This window comes from Aurantimonas sp. C2-5-R2 (assembly GCF_036549495.1).
In the GTDB taxonomy this organism is placed as follows: Bacteria; Pseudomonadota; Alphaproteobacteria; order Rhizobiales; family Rhizobiaceae; genus Aurantimonas; species Aurantimonas coralicida_A.
In genome coordinates this window covers 11817-24845 of sequence record NZ_JAZHLJ010000023.1, presented here as the reverse complement: position 1 = coordinate 24845, position 13029 = coordinate 11817, and the positions used below count along the sequence as shown (strand labels likewise).

At 67.7% G+C, this 13029-nt stretch carries 11 protein-coding genes; 3 read left to right on the top strand and 8 right to left on the bottom strand.

The window, feature by feature from the left end; translation table 11 throughout:
• Positions 1 to 97: 97 nt before the first annotated feature.
• The 3 genes from VQ044_RS12095 to VQ044_RS12085 all read left to right on the top strand — a co-directional run bounded on the left by VQ044_RS12095 (position 98) and on the right by VQ044_RS12085 (position 1447).
• Positions 98 to 982: an HpcH/HpaI aldolase/citrate lyase family protein gene (locus VQ044_RS12095; protein WP_327646912.1), complete on the top strand. Its 885-nt coding sequence runs from the start codon at positions 98 to 100 to the stop codon at positions 980 to 982.
• Positions 979 to 1185 carry a DUF1737 domain-containing protein gene (locus VQ044_RS12090; protein WP_327646911.1) on the top strand — a complete coding sequence of 69 codons (207 nt, stop codon included), beginning with the start codon at positions 979 to 981 and terminating at the stop codon, positions 1183 to 1185. The genes VQ044_RS12095 and VQ044_RS12090 overlap by 4 nt, the downstream gene beginning before the upstream one ends.
• Positions 1186 to 1246: 61 nt before the next feature.
• Entirely contained in the window at positions 1247 to 1447 is a 201-nt protein-coding gene (locus VQ044_RS12085; RefSeq protein WP_327646910.1) for a hypothetical protein, read from the top strand.
• An 8-nt stretch (positions 1448 to 1455) separates the two neighbouring features.
• Here VQ044_RS12085 and VQ044_RS12080 read toward each other — a convergent pair whose 3' ends face one another.
• The 8 genes from VQ044_RS12080 to VQ044_RS12045 form a co-directional block, all read right to left on the bottom strand.
• A complete protein-coding gene (locus VQ044_RS12080; RefSeq protein WP_327624261.1) occupies positions 1456 to 1878 on the bottom strand; it encodes a metallopeptidase family protein in 423 nt (140 codons plus the stop codon).
• A 39-nt stretch (positions 1879 to 1917) separates the two neighbouring features.
• Positions 1918 to 3213, bottom strand: a complete 1296-nt coding sequence (locus VQ044_RS12075) for a c-type cytochrome (RefSeq protein WP_327646909.1) — start codon at positions 3211 to 3213, stop codon at positions 1918 to 1920.
• Complete coding sequence (locus VQ044_RS12070) at positions 3213 to 3923, bottom strand: cytochrome c oxidase assembly protein (RefSeq protein WP_327646908.1); 711 nt, start codon at positions 3921 to 3923, stop codon at positions 3213 to 3215. The genes VQ044_RS12075 and VQ044_RS12070 overlap by 1 nt, the downstream gene beginning before the upstream one ends.
• Positions 3920 to 4300 carry a hypothetical protein gene (locus tag VQ044_RS12065; protein WP_327646907.1) on the bottom strand — a complete coding sequence of 127 codons (381 nt, stop codon included), beginning with the start codon at positions 4298 to 4300 and terminating at the stop codon, positions 3920 to 3922. Before VQ044_RS12065 ends, VQ044_RS12070 begins: the two co-directional genes overlap by 4 nt.
• A gap of 10 nt (positions 4301 to 4310) precedes the next feature.
• Positions 4311 to 6872, bottom strand: a complete 2562-nt coding sequence (gene ctaD, locus VQ044_RS12060) for a cytochrome c oxidase subunit I (protein ID WP_327646906.1) — start codon at positions 6870 to 6872, stop codon at positions 4311 to 4313.
• The gene (gene coxB / locus VQ044_RS12055) at positions 6869 to 7942 is read right to left on the bottom strand and encodes a cytochrome c oxidase subunit II (RefSeq protein WP_327646905.1); all 1074 of its coding nucleotides are present in this window, start codon (positions 7940 to 7942) and stop codon (positions 6869 to 6871) included. The genes ctaD and coxB overlap by 4 nt, the downstream gene beginning before the upstream one ends.
• A 134-nt stretch (positions 7943 to 8076) precedes the next feature.
• Positions 8077 to 11517 carry an error-prone DNA polymerase gene (locus VQ044_RS12050; RefSeq protein ID WP_327646903.1) on the bottom strand — a complete coding sequence of 1147 codons (3441 nt, stop codon included), beginning with the start codon at positions 11515 to 11517 and terminating at the stop codon, positions 8077 to 8079.
• The gene (locus VQ044_RS12045) at positions 11514 to 12989 is read right to left on the bottom strand and encodes a DNA polymerase Y family protein (protein WP_327646937.1); all 1476 of its coding nucleotides are present in this window, start codon (positions 12987 to 12989) and stop codon (positions 11514 to 11516) included. Before VQ044_RS12045 ends, VQ044_RS12050 begins: the two co-directional genes overlap by 4 nt.
• Between the last annotated feature and the right edge of the window lie 40 nt (positions 12990 to 13029).

The window sequence follows — 13029 nt, the reverse complement described above, 5'->3', positions numbered from 1 at the left end:
CGCGGTGGATAGCATTTCGGTTCGGGCGCGCAAACTCTCAAGAGTTTTGCGGCGGCGGCGATTGCCTGTTTCGTCTGAATCGGCGATGAGTTTCGCCATGATGACACCGCTTCGCCCCCGCCGCTCGCTTCTGTTTGTCCCCGCCGCGAATGCGCGCGCGCTGGAAAAATCCGGCGGCCTTGCCGCCGACGCGCTGATCTACGATCTGGAGGATTCCGCCGGCCCGCGGGAGAAGGCGGCGGCCCGCGACAGACTGGCGGCCCATCTCGGCGCGGACGGTTTCGCCGGTGAGCGTATCATCCGGGTCAACGCGCTCGACACGCAATGGGGCGCCGACGACCTGCGGATAGCGGCGAAAGCCGGCGTCGACGCCGTCCTGCTTCCCAAGGTCGAGACGGTCGAGACGCTGCGGCAGGCCGCCAAAACGCTGACAGAGGCGGGCGCGCCGGATAGCGTGAAGCTGTGGGCGATGATCGAGACGCCGCTCGGCATCCTCGACGTGGGAAAGCTCGCTGCCGCCGGATCTGCCACGCGAGTGACGGCCTTGATGGTCGGACCCTATGACATCGCTCTGTCGACGGGCATTCAGCCCGGCCCCGACCGGGCCGAATTGATGCCCTGGATCATGCAAATTATGGTGGCGGCGAAAGCCTATGGAATGGCTGTGCTCGATGGCCCCTATGCCAATTTCCGCGATGAGGCGGGCTTTGCCGCCGAATGCGCGGCGGGGCGACGGCTGGGCTTCGACGGCAAGACGCTGATCCATCCGACACAGATCGCGGCCGCCAACGCCGCTTACTCGCCCGATCCCGCCGCCGTCACTTGGGCGGAGCGGATCGTCGAGACCTTCGCCGCACCGGAAAACGCCGACAAGGGCGTGCTGCAGATCGAGGGACGCATGGTCGAGCGGCTGCATCTCAAGCAGGCGCAAATCCTCTTGGCGATGCGCGACGCGATTGCCGAACGGGAGGCGGCGCGATGAAGCTCTACCGCTTCCTGTCGGGGCCGGACGATTCCGCCTTCTGCCACAAGGTGTCGCTGGCGCTGTCCAAGGGTTGGGAGCTGCATGGCTCGCCGACCTACGCCTATGACGCGGCGATGGGCACGATGCGCTGCGGCCAGGCCGTGGTGAAGACCGTCGCGGGCAAGGATTACGACCCGGCGATGAAGCTCGGCGAACAGTAGGCGCGCCGGTGAGGCCAATGCGTCACGGCTATGCCATGTGCGAAGACTGCGCCGCCGCAGCATGAGGCCATCGCTGGAATCCGCCATTGGTTACGGGATCGGCTGTGCGCTTGTCGGCCTTGCCGCCTTTGCCGTGATCGCCGTCCTTGCCGTCGTGGCGATGGCCTTTCCGCTCACCCTGACGATCGTCCTCGTCAGCCTGGCTGTGCTGGCCCTCCTGCGGTGGCGGCAAAACCGGGCGACGTTCAAGACGAAGCGATAACGGGCGGTTCAGGTCACGCTTGCCTCGAGCGCTTCCATGTCGTCGTCCGACAGGCCGAAATGGTGGCCGATCTCGTGGATCAGCACATGCGAGACAAGGGTACCCAGGGTTTCCTCGTGCTCGGCCCAATAATCCAGGATGGGCCGGCGATATAAAAGAATGCGGTTCGGCATCTCTCCGGTGACCGGGCTGTCGATGTCCCCGATCCCGCGGCCCTCGAACAGGCCGAGAATGTCGAAGGGGCTTTGCAACTCCATCTCGCGGACCACGTCGTCGTCGGGAAAGTCCGCGACGTAGAAACGAATCTCGCCGGAGAGCGCCCGGAACTCATCGGGAAGTTCGGCATAGGCCTTGATCGCGATCGCCTCGACGACGTCGAGGCCCGGCGCCATCGATGTTTCCCAGGACTGTGCGTCGGCGCTGCTATCCATCAAGGCTCTCTCGGTTGTCGTTCATGCGTCGTCGCCCGCTCAACGGCCGACCGGCTGGGCGGCATACCACGCGGCGACCGCAGCGATCTGTTCATCGGTCATGTTGACCGCGATCGGCGTCATCAGGTGCGAGAATTGCGTACCACCGCGGACGCCGTCCTTCCATAGTTCCAGATGTGTCCGCGCGTACCATTCCGGCTGGCCGCCGAGATAGGGGTAAAGCGGGTTCTTCGCCCGTCCCTCGGCGCCGTGGCAGCTCTCGCAGGAGGGAATCTTGCGGGCCGGAAGGCCCTCCAGGGCAATCTTTCGTCCGAGATCGCGCATGGCCGCCGCGTCTTCCGGGAGGCCTCCGGCCGTCGCGGTGGAGACGACGGCGTTTCCGCTGCGCGTGTCGGGCGGAAATATCTGCGCCGGAACGCCATCGGCGGGCGTGCTTGCCGGTTCCGTTTCGGCCTCGGCGACCTGACCGGCCCGGGCGGGGCTCTCCCTCGGCTCATCGGAACCGCGCTTCACTGGCTTGCCAGCATACCATTCGGCCAGCGCGGCCAGTGTCGCCTTGTCATAGCGCTTGGCCGGCGGCTGCATCAGGCCGGAATGGCGGAAGCCTTCCGAATAGGCCCTGAGCGTTGCCAGAAGATAGGCTTCAGGCTGACCGGCGATGATCGGGAAGGCGCCGGCGGCGTCTTTCTCGCCTTGGCCGAGGCCGTCGCGCCCGTGGCACCGCGCGCAATCCGCCAGTGCGTTCGCGAAGATGCCGTCGAGCCCGGCCGTCGCCTCGCCGCCGGCTTGCAGCTTTTCATCGCCGCGTTTGCCGCCGAGGGCGAGCTCGGCGTAGCGCTCGGCCGTCATCTCGGGAAGCGCGCGCAGGAAGGCGACCTGCGCCCAGACCTCGTCGTCCCGCTCCTGGGTCACCCAGGCGGGCATACCCGAATATTTGATGCCGTATTTGGCGATCCAGAACAGCTCGCGGTCTTTCCAGTCGCCGACCCTTTCGGCGAGCCGCGGCGGATGCGGCGTCATCGACAGGGAGACCGGCGATTGCGGCACGCCGGGGGCGCCATGGCAGGGGGCGCAACCTGTGGCGAAATGCCCCGCCGCGCGTTGCACGAGCGCCGGATCGTCGAGGTCGATGTTCTCGGGAACGGAAATGGTCAATGACTGGCGCGCGACGGTGTTACGCATGGTCCAGTTCAAGAACCAGCCGACCGGCGCGAAATGTCCCGTGGACGCCGCGATGGAGACCATGCCGGAAAGGCTGACGGCGAAGGCCAGCGCGACGGCGCCGACAGCGGCGAGGAGAAGCTTCTTCCAGGTGAGGATGAAATCGATCCGCATCAGCCGGTCCCACCGCTGGGCGTTTGCTCGCGCAGGATCGAGGCGAGAAGCGCCAGTCCGCCTGTCAGATAGGCCGCGCCGCCGACGAGTAACATCAAAACGCCGCCGAACTGCTGGTCGCCCAGCGGCGTCAGCGCGGCGGCGGGGGAACAGAGTTCGGCGCAGGCATAGAGCGGGCGCGGCGCCAGCAAGAGCAGGGCGCCGAGCAGCGTCATATGCATCGAGGTGACGAGAAGGGCGACGACGCCGGCGGCGCGCGCGGCCGGCCGGCCGGCGCCCGCCGCCCCGATGGCGCTGGCCCACAGAAGGATGCCGGCGGCAAGGAACGAGGCCTGTTCGAGGACGAAGATCGATGCGTCGACGCGCGCCGCGTCGTGCAACGCCGGCGCGTGCCAGGCCCAGACCGCGACGAACTCGACCAGCGAGGCGGCGATGGCGACAGCCGGAGAAAGCCCGGCGATCAAACCGGGAAAGGCGCGCGCCAGGCCGAGCGCGAGCAGCGGCGCGGCGAGGACGACGAGGCCCATATGCAGCGCCATATGGGCAGCGAAGGAGCCTCGGGCGCTCTCCGGCAGCGGCCCGAACCACAAAAGCGTCAGCAGGAGGACGCCGGCGACCAGTGGCCAGAACCGCGTGATACCCGGCCACTTGGATGCCGCCGGGGTCATGGCCGGACCATAGTCGGCAAGAATGGGCGCGCCGGTTCTCATCGGCAGTCCGCGTTGATCAGCACCGGCAGGGCAACGAAGAGCACCGCGACGAAGGACAGCGCGGCGAGTAGTACGGTGGAGAACTCCAGAAACCGCTCGCGCCCCGCCCCGCTATCCTCGTCGTTGTGAAAACCGCTGCCGCCTTCCGTGCGCCATTCGTGCAGCGACCGTCGGAAGACGAGGCCGATCAGCACCAGCGCAAGGAGCGTCACGATCGCGATGGCGATGCGGGCGCCGCCGATGGTCTCGAAAACCTGGACATTCGGCGCGCATGCATAGGCCGCGAGTACGTAGGAGACGAGGAAGTGCAGCGCCCAGACCGTCGGCGGGGTGATCAGCGTCCAGAGATTGTCGCGGGTCTGTCGGTTGGTGTTCATCGCCCTCTCCTCAGACCGCCAGCGGGAAGAGCGCGATGGTCGCAACGGTGATCAACGCAGTGGCCGCCATGAAGTGCCAGTAGAGCGCGACATTGGCGATATCGATGTCGTAGACCGGCGTCAGCCGGCCGGCGAGCGATCGCGCCAGGCAATAGCCGAGCATCAGTGCGCCGACGGCGCCGTGGACCGCTGTCCATATGACCAGCACCCAGACCGTCGCCGGATAGACGTGGGTGACCGGATCGAGACCGGTGACGTACGGTGCCCAGACGAGAGCCGCTCCGCCGCCAAGGGCCAGCAAGGCGCCGCCGCCCATGAGCGCCCGCGCCATGCCGACCGAACCGGCGCGGTTGATTCTGAGCGCCAGGCGGGCGGCGATCCACCCGCCTGCAAACAGCGCCAGCGCGATCAACGGCCAGACCAACCCCGGCCCCTCGATACCGGCCGGCGGAAAGTTTTCGTGGATGGTAAAAAAGAAAAAATAACCGAACACCAGCGACAGGAAGGCGGTGCCGTCGCCGACCATGGTGATGAACATCGCCCACCAGCCGACCGATTTCGGGCCGGAAAGATAAAGCGGCAGCGTCAGCCCGCGGCCCACATCCTTGTCCGGTTTCTCCGGGATGATGGCGGTGCCGCGCCACAGCCAGACGAGAATCGCGGCGGTCGCCAGCACCATCGCCGCGATGGTCGCCAGCCACCAGTGGAAGGTCGCGAAGATGAACACCGCGCCGAGGAAGATCGCCGCCCACATGGTCATGAAGGTCGGGCCGGGAACCCGCAGGCACTGTTCCGGCGTCGCGTCGAGGACGCCGGTCACCATCGTCTCGCGCTGCATCTCCTCGGCGTCCGGCATGTAGAAGCGTCCCATGTCGACGTCTTCCATGAAGTTCGGCTGCTCCCACAGCGGATAGCGGGTCGTGACGAGCGGGATCGAGCGCACCCCCCAGCCCTTGTCCTCGGTCTCGGCCAGCCATTCCAGCGTGCCGGCGTTCCAGACATTGCGCTCGGCACGCGGCAGATGGCGGCTTGGCCGCAGCACGTCGAAGACGACGACGAGGAAGCCGGCGGCAAAGACGAAGGCGCCGACCGAGGAGATCAGATTGGGAATGTCGAGCCCGAGGTCGACGGGATAGGTCCAGATGCGGCGGGGCATGCCCATCAGCCCCGACCAGTGCATCGGCAGGAAGGCGACGTTGAAGCCGACGAACATCAGCCAGAAGGCGATCTTGCCAAGGCCGTCGGACAGCTTTCGTCCCGACAGCATCGGCCAGAAATAGTAGATGCCGGCAACGACCGGAAACAGCATGCCGCCGATCAAGACGTAATGGAGGTGTCCGACGATGAAATAGGTGTCGTGGGCCTGCCAGTCGAAGGGCGCGAGCGCGACCATGACGCCCGTGAGGCCGCCAAGGACGAAGATCGCCAGCGCCCCGGAGACGAACAGCATCGGCACCCGATAGATCACCCGGCCGGTCAGGAGCGTCGCCAGGAACACGAAGATCTGGACGCCGGTCGGGATCGCCACCGCCTCGGACGCGGCCGAGAAGAAGCCGAGCGAGATCGCGGGGAGGCCGGTGGTGAACATGTGGTGGACCCACAGGCCGAACGACAGAAAGCCGGTGCCGACAGCGGCGAGCACGATCCAGGAATAGCCGAGGATCGGGCGCCGCGCGAAGGTCGGAACGATCATCGCCAGAAGCGCGATCGCCGGCAGAAAGACGATGTAGACCTCAGGGTGTCCGAAGATCCAGAACAGGTGTTGCCACAGCATCGGGTCGCCGCCGCGCTCGGGGTCGAAGAACGGCCAGCCGAACAGGCGCTCCAGCTCGAACAGGATGTCGCCGGCGATCAGCGGCGGGAATGCGAACAGGATCATGCCGGCGACGACGAGCACATACCAGGCATAGAGCGGCATCAGATTGAGCCGCATGCCGGGCGGCCGGCATTTCAGCGTGCCGACGATCAGCTCCACCGCCGCGGCGATCGAGGCGACCTCGATGAAGGAGAGGCCGAGCAGCCAGATGTCGGGACCATATCCCGGCGTGAAGCGCTCCTGCGTCGTCAGCGGCGGATACATGAACCAGCCGCTGGCGGGCGCCGCGTCGAAGAAGATCGAGCCGGTGACGAACACTCCGCCGATGAGGAAGCACCAATAGCCGAAGGCCGAAAGGCGCGGAAACGGCAGGTCGCGCGCGCCCAGCATCTGCGGCAGGATGACGATCGCCACCGCCTCGAAGATCGGCACGGCGAACAGGAACATCATCACCGTGCCGTGCAGCGTGTAGACCTGATTGTAGAAACTGGCCGACAGGAAGTCGTTGTCCGGAACGGCGAGCTGCACGCGGATCATCAGGCCGAGAACGCCCGCGAACAGTAAGAAGGCGAAGGCGGTGGCGGTGTACCAGATCCCCACCTCGGTGTTGTTCACCGCCGACCAGTAGCGCCAGCCTTTCGGCGCCTTCCAGACCTCGATCAGTCGCTCCTCCTGGGCGCGGCGGACGGCCGCGTCCTCCTGGTCCTGATCGGTGGCGCCGGTCACGCCAGGCTTGCCGAACGCGGTCTCGCTCATCGCAGCGCCCCCAGCCAGTTGGCGATGGCGGTGATCTCGGCTTCGGGCAGCATGGCGAAGGCGGGCATTTCGGCTCCCGGCTTGAGATGGGCGGGGGAGCGGATGAAGGCGGCGATATTCGCCGGCGTTGTCTCAAGCAGACCCGCGCCGATGGTTTTCCGCGAGGCGATATGGGTCAGGTCCGGCCCGACGGCGCCGTCGGCCGGCGTGCCGCGCACCGTATGGCAGGCGCCGCAGCCGCGTTCGACGAACCGCTCGGCGCCCTCGCCCTCGGTGACGGCGGCCGGCTGGCTCTGGGCCTCGACATAGTGGGTGTAATTGGCCCCCGAGACGACGACGACGCGAAATCCCATCTGGGCGTGGGCGTCACCGCAGAATTCGGCGCAGACGCCGTTGTAGACGCCCTCGCGGGTCGGCTCGAGCACCAGCCGGTTGACCCTGCCGGGAATGGCGTCGGTCTTGCCGGCGATGGCCGGCACCCAGAAGGAATGGATCACGTCCGGGCTGCCGAGGAGAATTTCGGAGCGGCGGCCGACCGGCAGCCAGAGTTCGTTGGCACTCTCGACGCCGCCGGCAGGCAGGCTCTTGGCGACGCCCGGTTCGCCTTCGACGCCGTAGGCGATACGCCACCAGAAGCGCTCGCCGGAGACCGCGATCTTTGGCCCGTCCGCTTCGCGCCGAAGTTCCGGCATCATGGTGAGGCCCCAACTCAAGAGGGCGGCCAAGACGATGGTGGGGACGACGGCACCACCCCAGATGATCAGCCGGATTCCGGTCGCTTCGCTGTGAGCCGCGGGATTGACCCTGGTCGCGTAGACCGAGAGGCCGATGACGAGCAGCCAGATGACGACAGCCCCGGCGAGCATGACCCAGAACAGGGTCGCGACGTTGGCGGCTTCGGTTCCGACGGCTTCGAATGTCGATTGCGGACCGGCACAGCCGGCGGTGAGGACCGGAATGAACCCTGGGGCGAGCGAACGCGCCCATCGGCGCGCCGGCAAGGTGCGGTTCGCGGCGGCAAGCTTTGCGATCCGTTGCGGTCGGCCTGTGGTCGGCCGCGATTCCGGCATGGGTCCCCCTGTCGTTCGGCGTCGCGGAACATTTCGACGGCGTCAGCGCGAAGATAGCAAGGTCGTCGGATTCGGCCAGAGCCTGATTGGTGAACCGGCGATCGATCGCGCGCCTAAGGGGCATCGCGGTTCGCTCATTGAAAATTCCGCCCCTTCGGCAGCACCTGTCGCACGGACCGATCGGCAAGGCCTGGACGATGCGCCGGGTCGGGTGTCGCGAGCATGGAGCGGTGGCGGGCAAGCAGTCTTGCCTGACCGCGCTGTTCGTCGACCGGTCGGCGGATTTCGTCGGCCCGGGCCAGCGCGGCCCCGAGCGAGGCGACGACCTCGGAGTTTTCGTCCATTTCGGCCTCGCCGACCGCGGGGACGTCGCCGCTGGCGATCGGCATCAGCAGCGGCGTCAGATCTTCGATGTCGTCGGCGACGACATGGATCACCCCCCGGTCGGACTGCATTCGTCCCGTCACCTTGACGAAGCGCGCGCCGAGGACGACCGGACGTAAGCGCTCGAAGATTTTCGGCCAGACGATGATGTTGGCGATGCCGGTTTCATCCTCGATGGTCATGAAGATCACGCCCTTCGCCGAGCCCGGCCGCTGGCGGATGAGGACGAGGCCCGCGACGGCGACGCGGCTGCCCGAGCGCAGCGTCGCCAGCGTCTCGTTGGCCAGCACGCGTCTCCGTTCCAGCGCGGCGCGCACGAAGGAGACCGGATGCGCTTTCAGGGAGAGCGACAGGAAACGGTAGTCGTTGAACACCTCCTCGCCGATCGGCATCGGCGGCAGATGCGCGTCGGGCTCGTCCTGCAGGTCCTTGGCCGAAGCGCGCTCGAACAGCGGCAGGCGCTCGGCTGCGCCGTTGGGATCGAGCGCCCGGCAGGCCCACAGCGCGTCGCGGCGGGTGAGGCCCAGCGAGTCGAAGGCGTCGGCGTCGGCCAGCCGTTCGATCGTCGCGCGTTTGAGCCCCGAACGCAGCCACAGATCGCGGATCGAATCGTAGCCCGGCCCCCGTGCCGCCACCAGCGTGGCCATTTCCTCGGCGCCGAGCCCCTTGACCTGGCGAAAGCCGAGGCGGACGGCGTGGCGGGTTCGGATGGCCTCCCGCATGTCCGAATGCCGGGCTTTCATGCCGCCGGGATCGAAGGGTGCCGCCTCCAGCGTCTGGTCGAAGGCGGAGTGATTGACGTCGACCGGCCTGATCTCGACGCCGTGCTCCCTGGCGTCGCAGACGATCTGCGCCGGCGCGTAGAAGCCCATCGGCTGGGCGTTCAGAAGCGCGGCGGCGAAGACGTCGGGATAATGGCATTTCAGCCAGCAGGAGGCATAGACGAGCAGCGCGAAGGAAGCGGCGTGGCTTTCGGGAAAGCCGTATTCGCCAAAACCCTCGATCTGCTTGAAACAGCGTTCGGCGAAGTCGCGCTCATAGCCGCGCGCGACCATTCCCTCGACCAGCTTCTTCTGGAAGGTGTGGATGGTGCCGACCCGGCGAAACGTCGCCATGGCGCGGCGCAGCTTGTCCGCCTCGTTCGGCGTGAAGCCGGCGGCGACGATGGCGATTCGCATCGCCTGTTCCTGGAACAGCGGCACGCCGAGGGTGCGGCCGAGCACCTCGCGCAACTCCTCCTTCGGATAGCTGACCGGCTCCAGCCCCATCTTGCGCCTGAGATAGGGGTGGACCATGTCGCCCTGGATCGGGCCGGGCCGCACGATCGCCACCTCGATGACGAGATCGTAGAAGCATTCGGGCCTGAGCTTCGGCAGCATCGACATCTGCGCCCGGCTTTCGATCTGGAAGACGCCGAGCGTGTCGGCCCGCTGGGCCATCCGGTAGGTCGGCGCGTCGTCCGCCGCCAACGACAGATCGGCGAGGCTGAGCGTCACGCCGTAATGGCTTTCAAGCAGATCGAAGCCGCGGCGCAGGCACGACAGCATGCCGAGGGCGAGAATGTCGATTTTCAGGATGCCGAGTGCGTCGAGATCGTCCTTGTCCCATTCGACGATGGTGCGCCCGTCCATGCCGGTGTTGAGGATCGGCACGACCGCGTCGATGCGGTCCCTGGTGATGACGAAGCCGCCGACATGCTGGGACAGATGCCGGGGAAAGTCGGCGAGCTCGGTGGCGAAGTGGAGGACATTCGCCGTGGTCGGATCCTCGGCCGTCAAACCGGCCGCCGCGGCTTCGCACTCCCCGAGATCGGAGGAATGATAGCCCCAGACCGATCCGGACAGCGCCGAGACCGCGTCGTCCGACAGGCCGAAGGCCTTGCCAACCTCGCGGGCGGCCGAGCGGGCGCGATAGGTGATGACGGTGGCGGCGATGGCGGCGTTGTCCCGGCCGTAATGGTCGTAGATGTACTGGATTACCTCCTCGCGGCGCTCGTGCTCGAAGTCGATGTCGATGTCCGGCGGCTCGCGCCGGTCCGACGAGATGAACCGTTCGAACAACAGTCCGGCGCGCTCGGGCGAGACCTCGGTGATGCCGATGCAGAAGCAAACCACCGAATTGGCCGCCGAGCCGCGCCCCTGGCACAAAATGCCCTTTGACCGGGCGAATTCGACGATGTGGTGGACGGTGAGGAAATACGGCTCGTATTTCAGCTCGCCGATGATCTGGAGCTCGTAGTCGATCTGCCGGGTGACGCTCGCCGGAACGCCTTCCGGATAGCGCCATTTGGCGCCGTCATGGGCGAGAAAGCGCAGTTCCTCCGCCGGGGTGCGGGTCAGCTTCAGCGCCTCGTCGGGATATTCGTAGCGAAGGCTCTTCAGGTCGAAATCGAGTTCGGCGAAGAAGCCATTGGCGGTCTCGACGGCTCCCTGATAGGCGCGAAACAGCCGGGCGATCTCGTCCGGGGCCTTCAAATGCCGCTCGGCGTTGCGCGACAAAAGGCGCCCCGCTTCGGCGAGCGGCACATGCTCCCGGATCGCGGTCATCACGTCCTGCAGCCGCCTTCGGCCCGGCGCGTGGTGGAAGACGTCATTGGTCGCCATCAGCGGCGTGCCGCGTTGCTCCGCAAGGCGGGCGGCGCGGGCGAAGCGGCGCTGGTCGAGCCCGTCATGGGCCGGCGCGGCGGCAAGCCGCACGGCGCCTGGAAAGGCCGAGGCGAGCGCCTGGAGGGCGCGGGCGAGGCGGGCTTCGGCGAGGTCCGCTCCGGCTTTCTCGTCATGGCCGAGTTCCGCCGGAGCCAGGGCAGCGAGATTGAGGCCGTCACCCCATTCGAGCAAGTCGGACAGATGCAGGACGCAATCGCCCTTGCGGGTTCGCAGGTTGCCGAGGCTGAGCAAGCGGCAGAGCCGGCCCCAGCCGGCGCGATCGCGCGGATAGGCCAGAATGTCGGGAGTGTCGTCGGAAAAAACCAGCCGGGCGCCGGGCGCGTAGGCAAGGCCGGCTTCTCGCGCCGCCTGATGGGCGCGCACCACCCCGGCGACGCTGTTGCGATCGGCAAGGCCGATACCGCCGAGGCCGAGCCGGTGGGCGGTGACGACCAGTTCCTCCGGCTGCGAGGCACCGCGCAGGAAGGAAAAGCAGCTGGCGACGCCGAGCTCGGCGAAGGCGGACGGGGCCGGCGCGGGTGTCATGCGAAGATTCCGTGCAGATACCAGGCCGGCCGCGGAGCCGGCAGCTGCCATTCGGGATCGACCGCCGGGTCGGCCCAACCGGCTCGAAACAGCCAGAAGCGGCGGCCGTCGGCATCCTCGATCCGGTAATAGTCGCGCGCGGCTTCGCCCGCGTCCCGCCACCATTCGGCGCCGATCCGCTCCGGTCCCTCGGCCCGGCGCACGAGGTGCAGCGCCCGGCGCCAGCGAAATTGCAGCGGCGCGCCGTCCGGCACCTCGAAGCTTGCCTCGATGGGCTCCGGCAGGGCGAGCAAACGGACCGGCCGGGGCGCGCCGGCTGGCGCAGGGCTCTGCCGGGCCGCGAGGGGGCCGACATTGCCGGCGCCCACCGGTCGCCAGCACTCGGCCCGCTCCGGCCAGTGGCTGTCGGCGGCTTCGATCCGCAGGACGCTGGCCTCGCCCAGGCGGGCGCCGAGCCGGTCGATGAGGCCGCCGAAAGCGTCGACGGCCGCGTCGGCGCCGGACAGATCCGTCTGCACGTCCGGCATCGGCGCGGCTTCGAACACCGCCAGCTTGACGAGATCGTAGCCGTAGCCGGCGTCGAACTCTTCGCCGAGGCCCTTCATGCGCTCGCGAAACAGGCGTTGCACATGGCCCGGCTCGCGTACCGGCCGCGAGGCGCCGACGGCGAGCCGGTTGACCTGTCCGTCGACGCGAAACAGCGACAGTTCGAGCCGCCGGGCGCCGACGCCGCGGCGCGCCAGATCGTCCCGCAACCGTTCGGCGAGGAGGAAAAGGACGCGCTCGACATCCTCGATCCGGCTGATCGGCTCGAACAGCCGGCGCTCGGCGGCAAGCTCGGGGATCGGCCGGCGGGGTCTGATCGGCCGAAAGACCCGGCCAGCCGCTTCATCGAGGCGGGTCAAAAGATCCTCGCCGAAGCGCCGGGCCAATCCAGCGCGCGGCAGCGACAACAGCGACCCGACCGTTTTGAGACCGAGCCGCCGCAGCATGGCGGTCAGCGTCGCATCGAGCCGCAGCGCGGCGACGGGCAGCGGTGCGATCGCAGCCTGTTCCGCGCCCGCCGCAATAATGCTGGTGGCGCCGGGGCCGACCAGGGCAAGCGCCGTGCCGGCATGGCTGGCAATCGCGGCCGACGCCGCGAACCCTTGCTGGAACAGGCGGGCGAGGAGGTTGTCCATCAGCGCTTTTTCGCCGCCGAACAGATGGGCGCAGCCGGAAATGTCGAGGAAAAGGCCATGCGGCGGGTCGAGGGCGACGAGGGGCGTGTAGCGGTCGCACCAGTCGGCAAGGGCTGTCAGCAACCGCGCGTCGGCCGGCGGATCGGCGAGGATGATCGCTAGGCCGGGAAACCGCGCCCGCGCTTCGGCCAGTCCGACCCCCGGGGATACCCCGCCGGCCTCCGCCCGCTCGCAGACAGCAGCGATCCGGTTGGCGTTGGCGACCGTCTCGTACAGCGCCAGCGGCGCCATCGGCGTGTCGCCGGCCGCCCCTTCCGAGGTGACTTCGGCG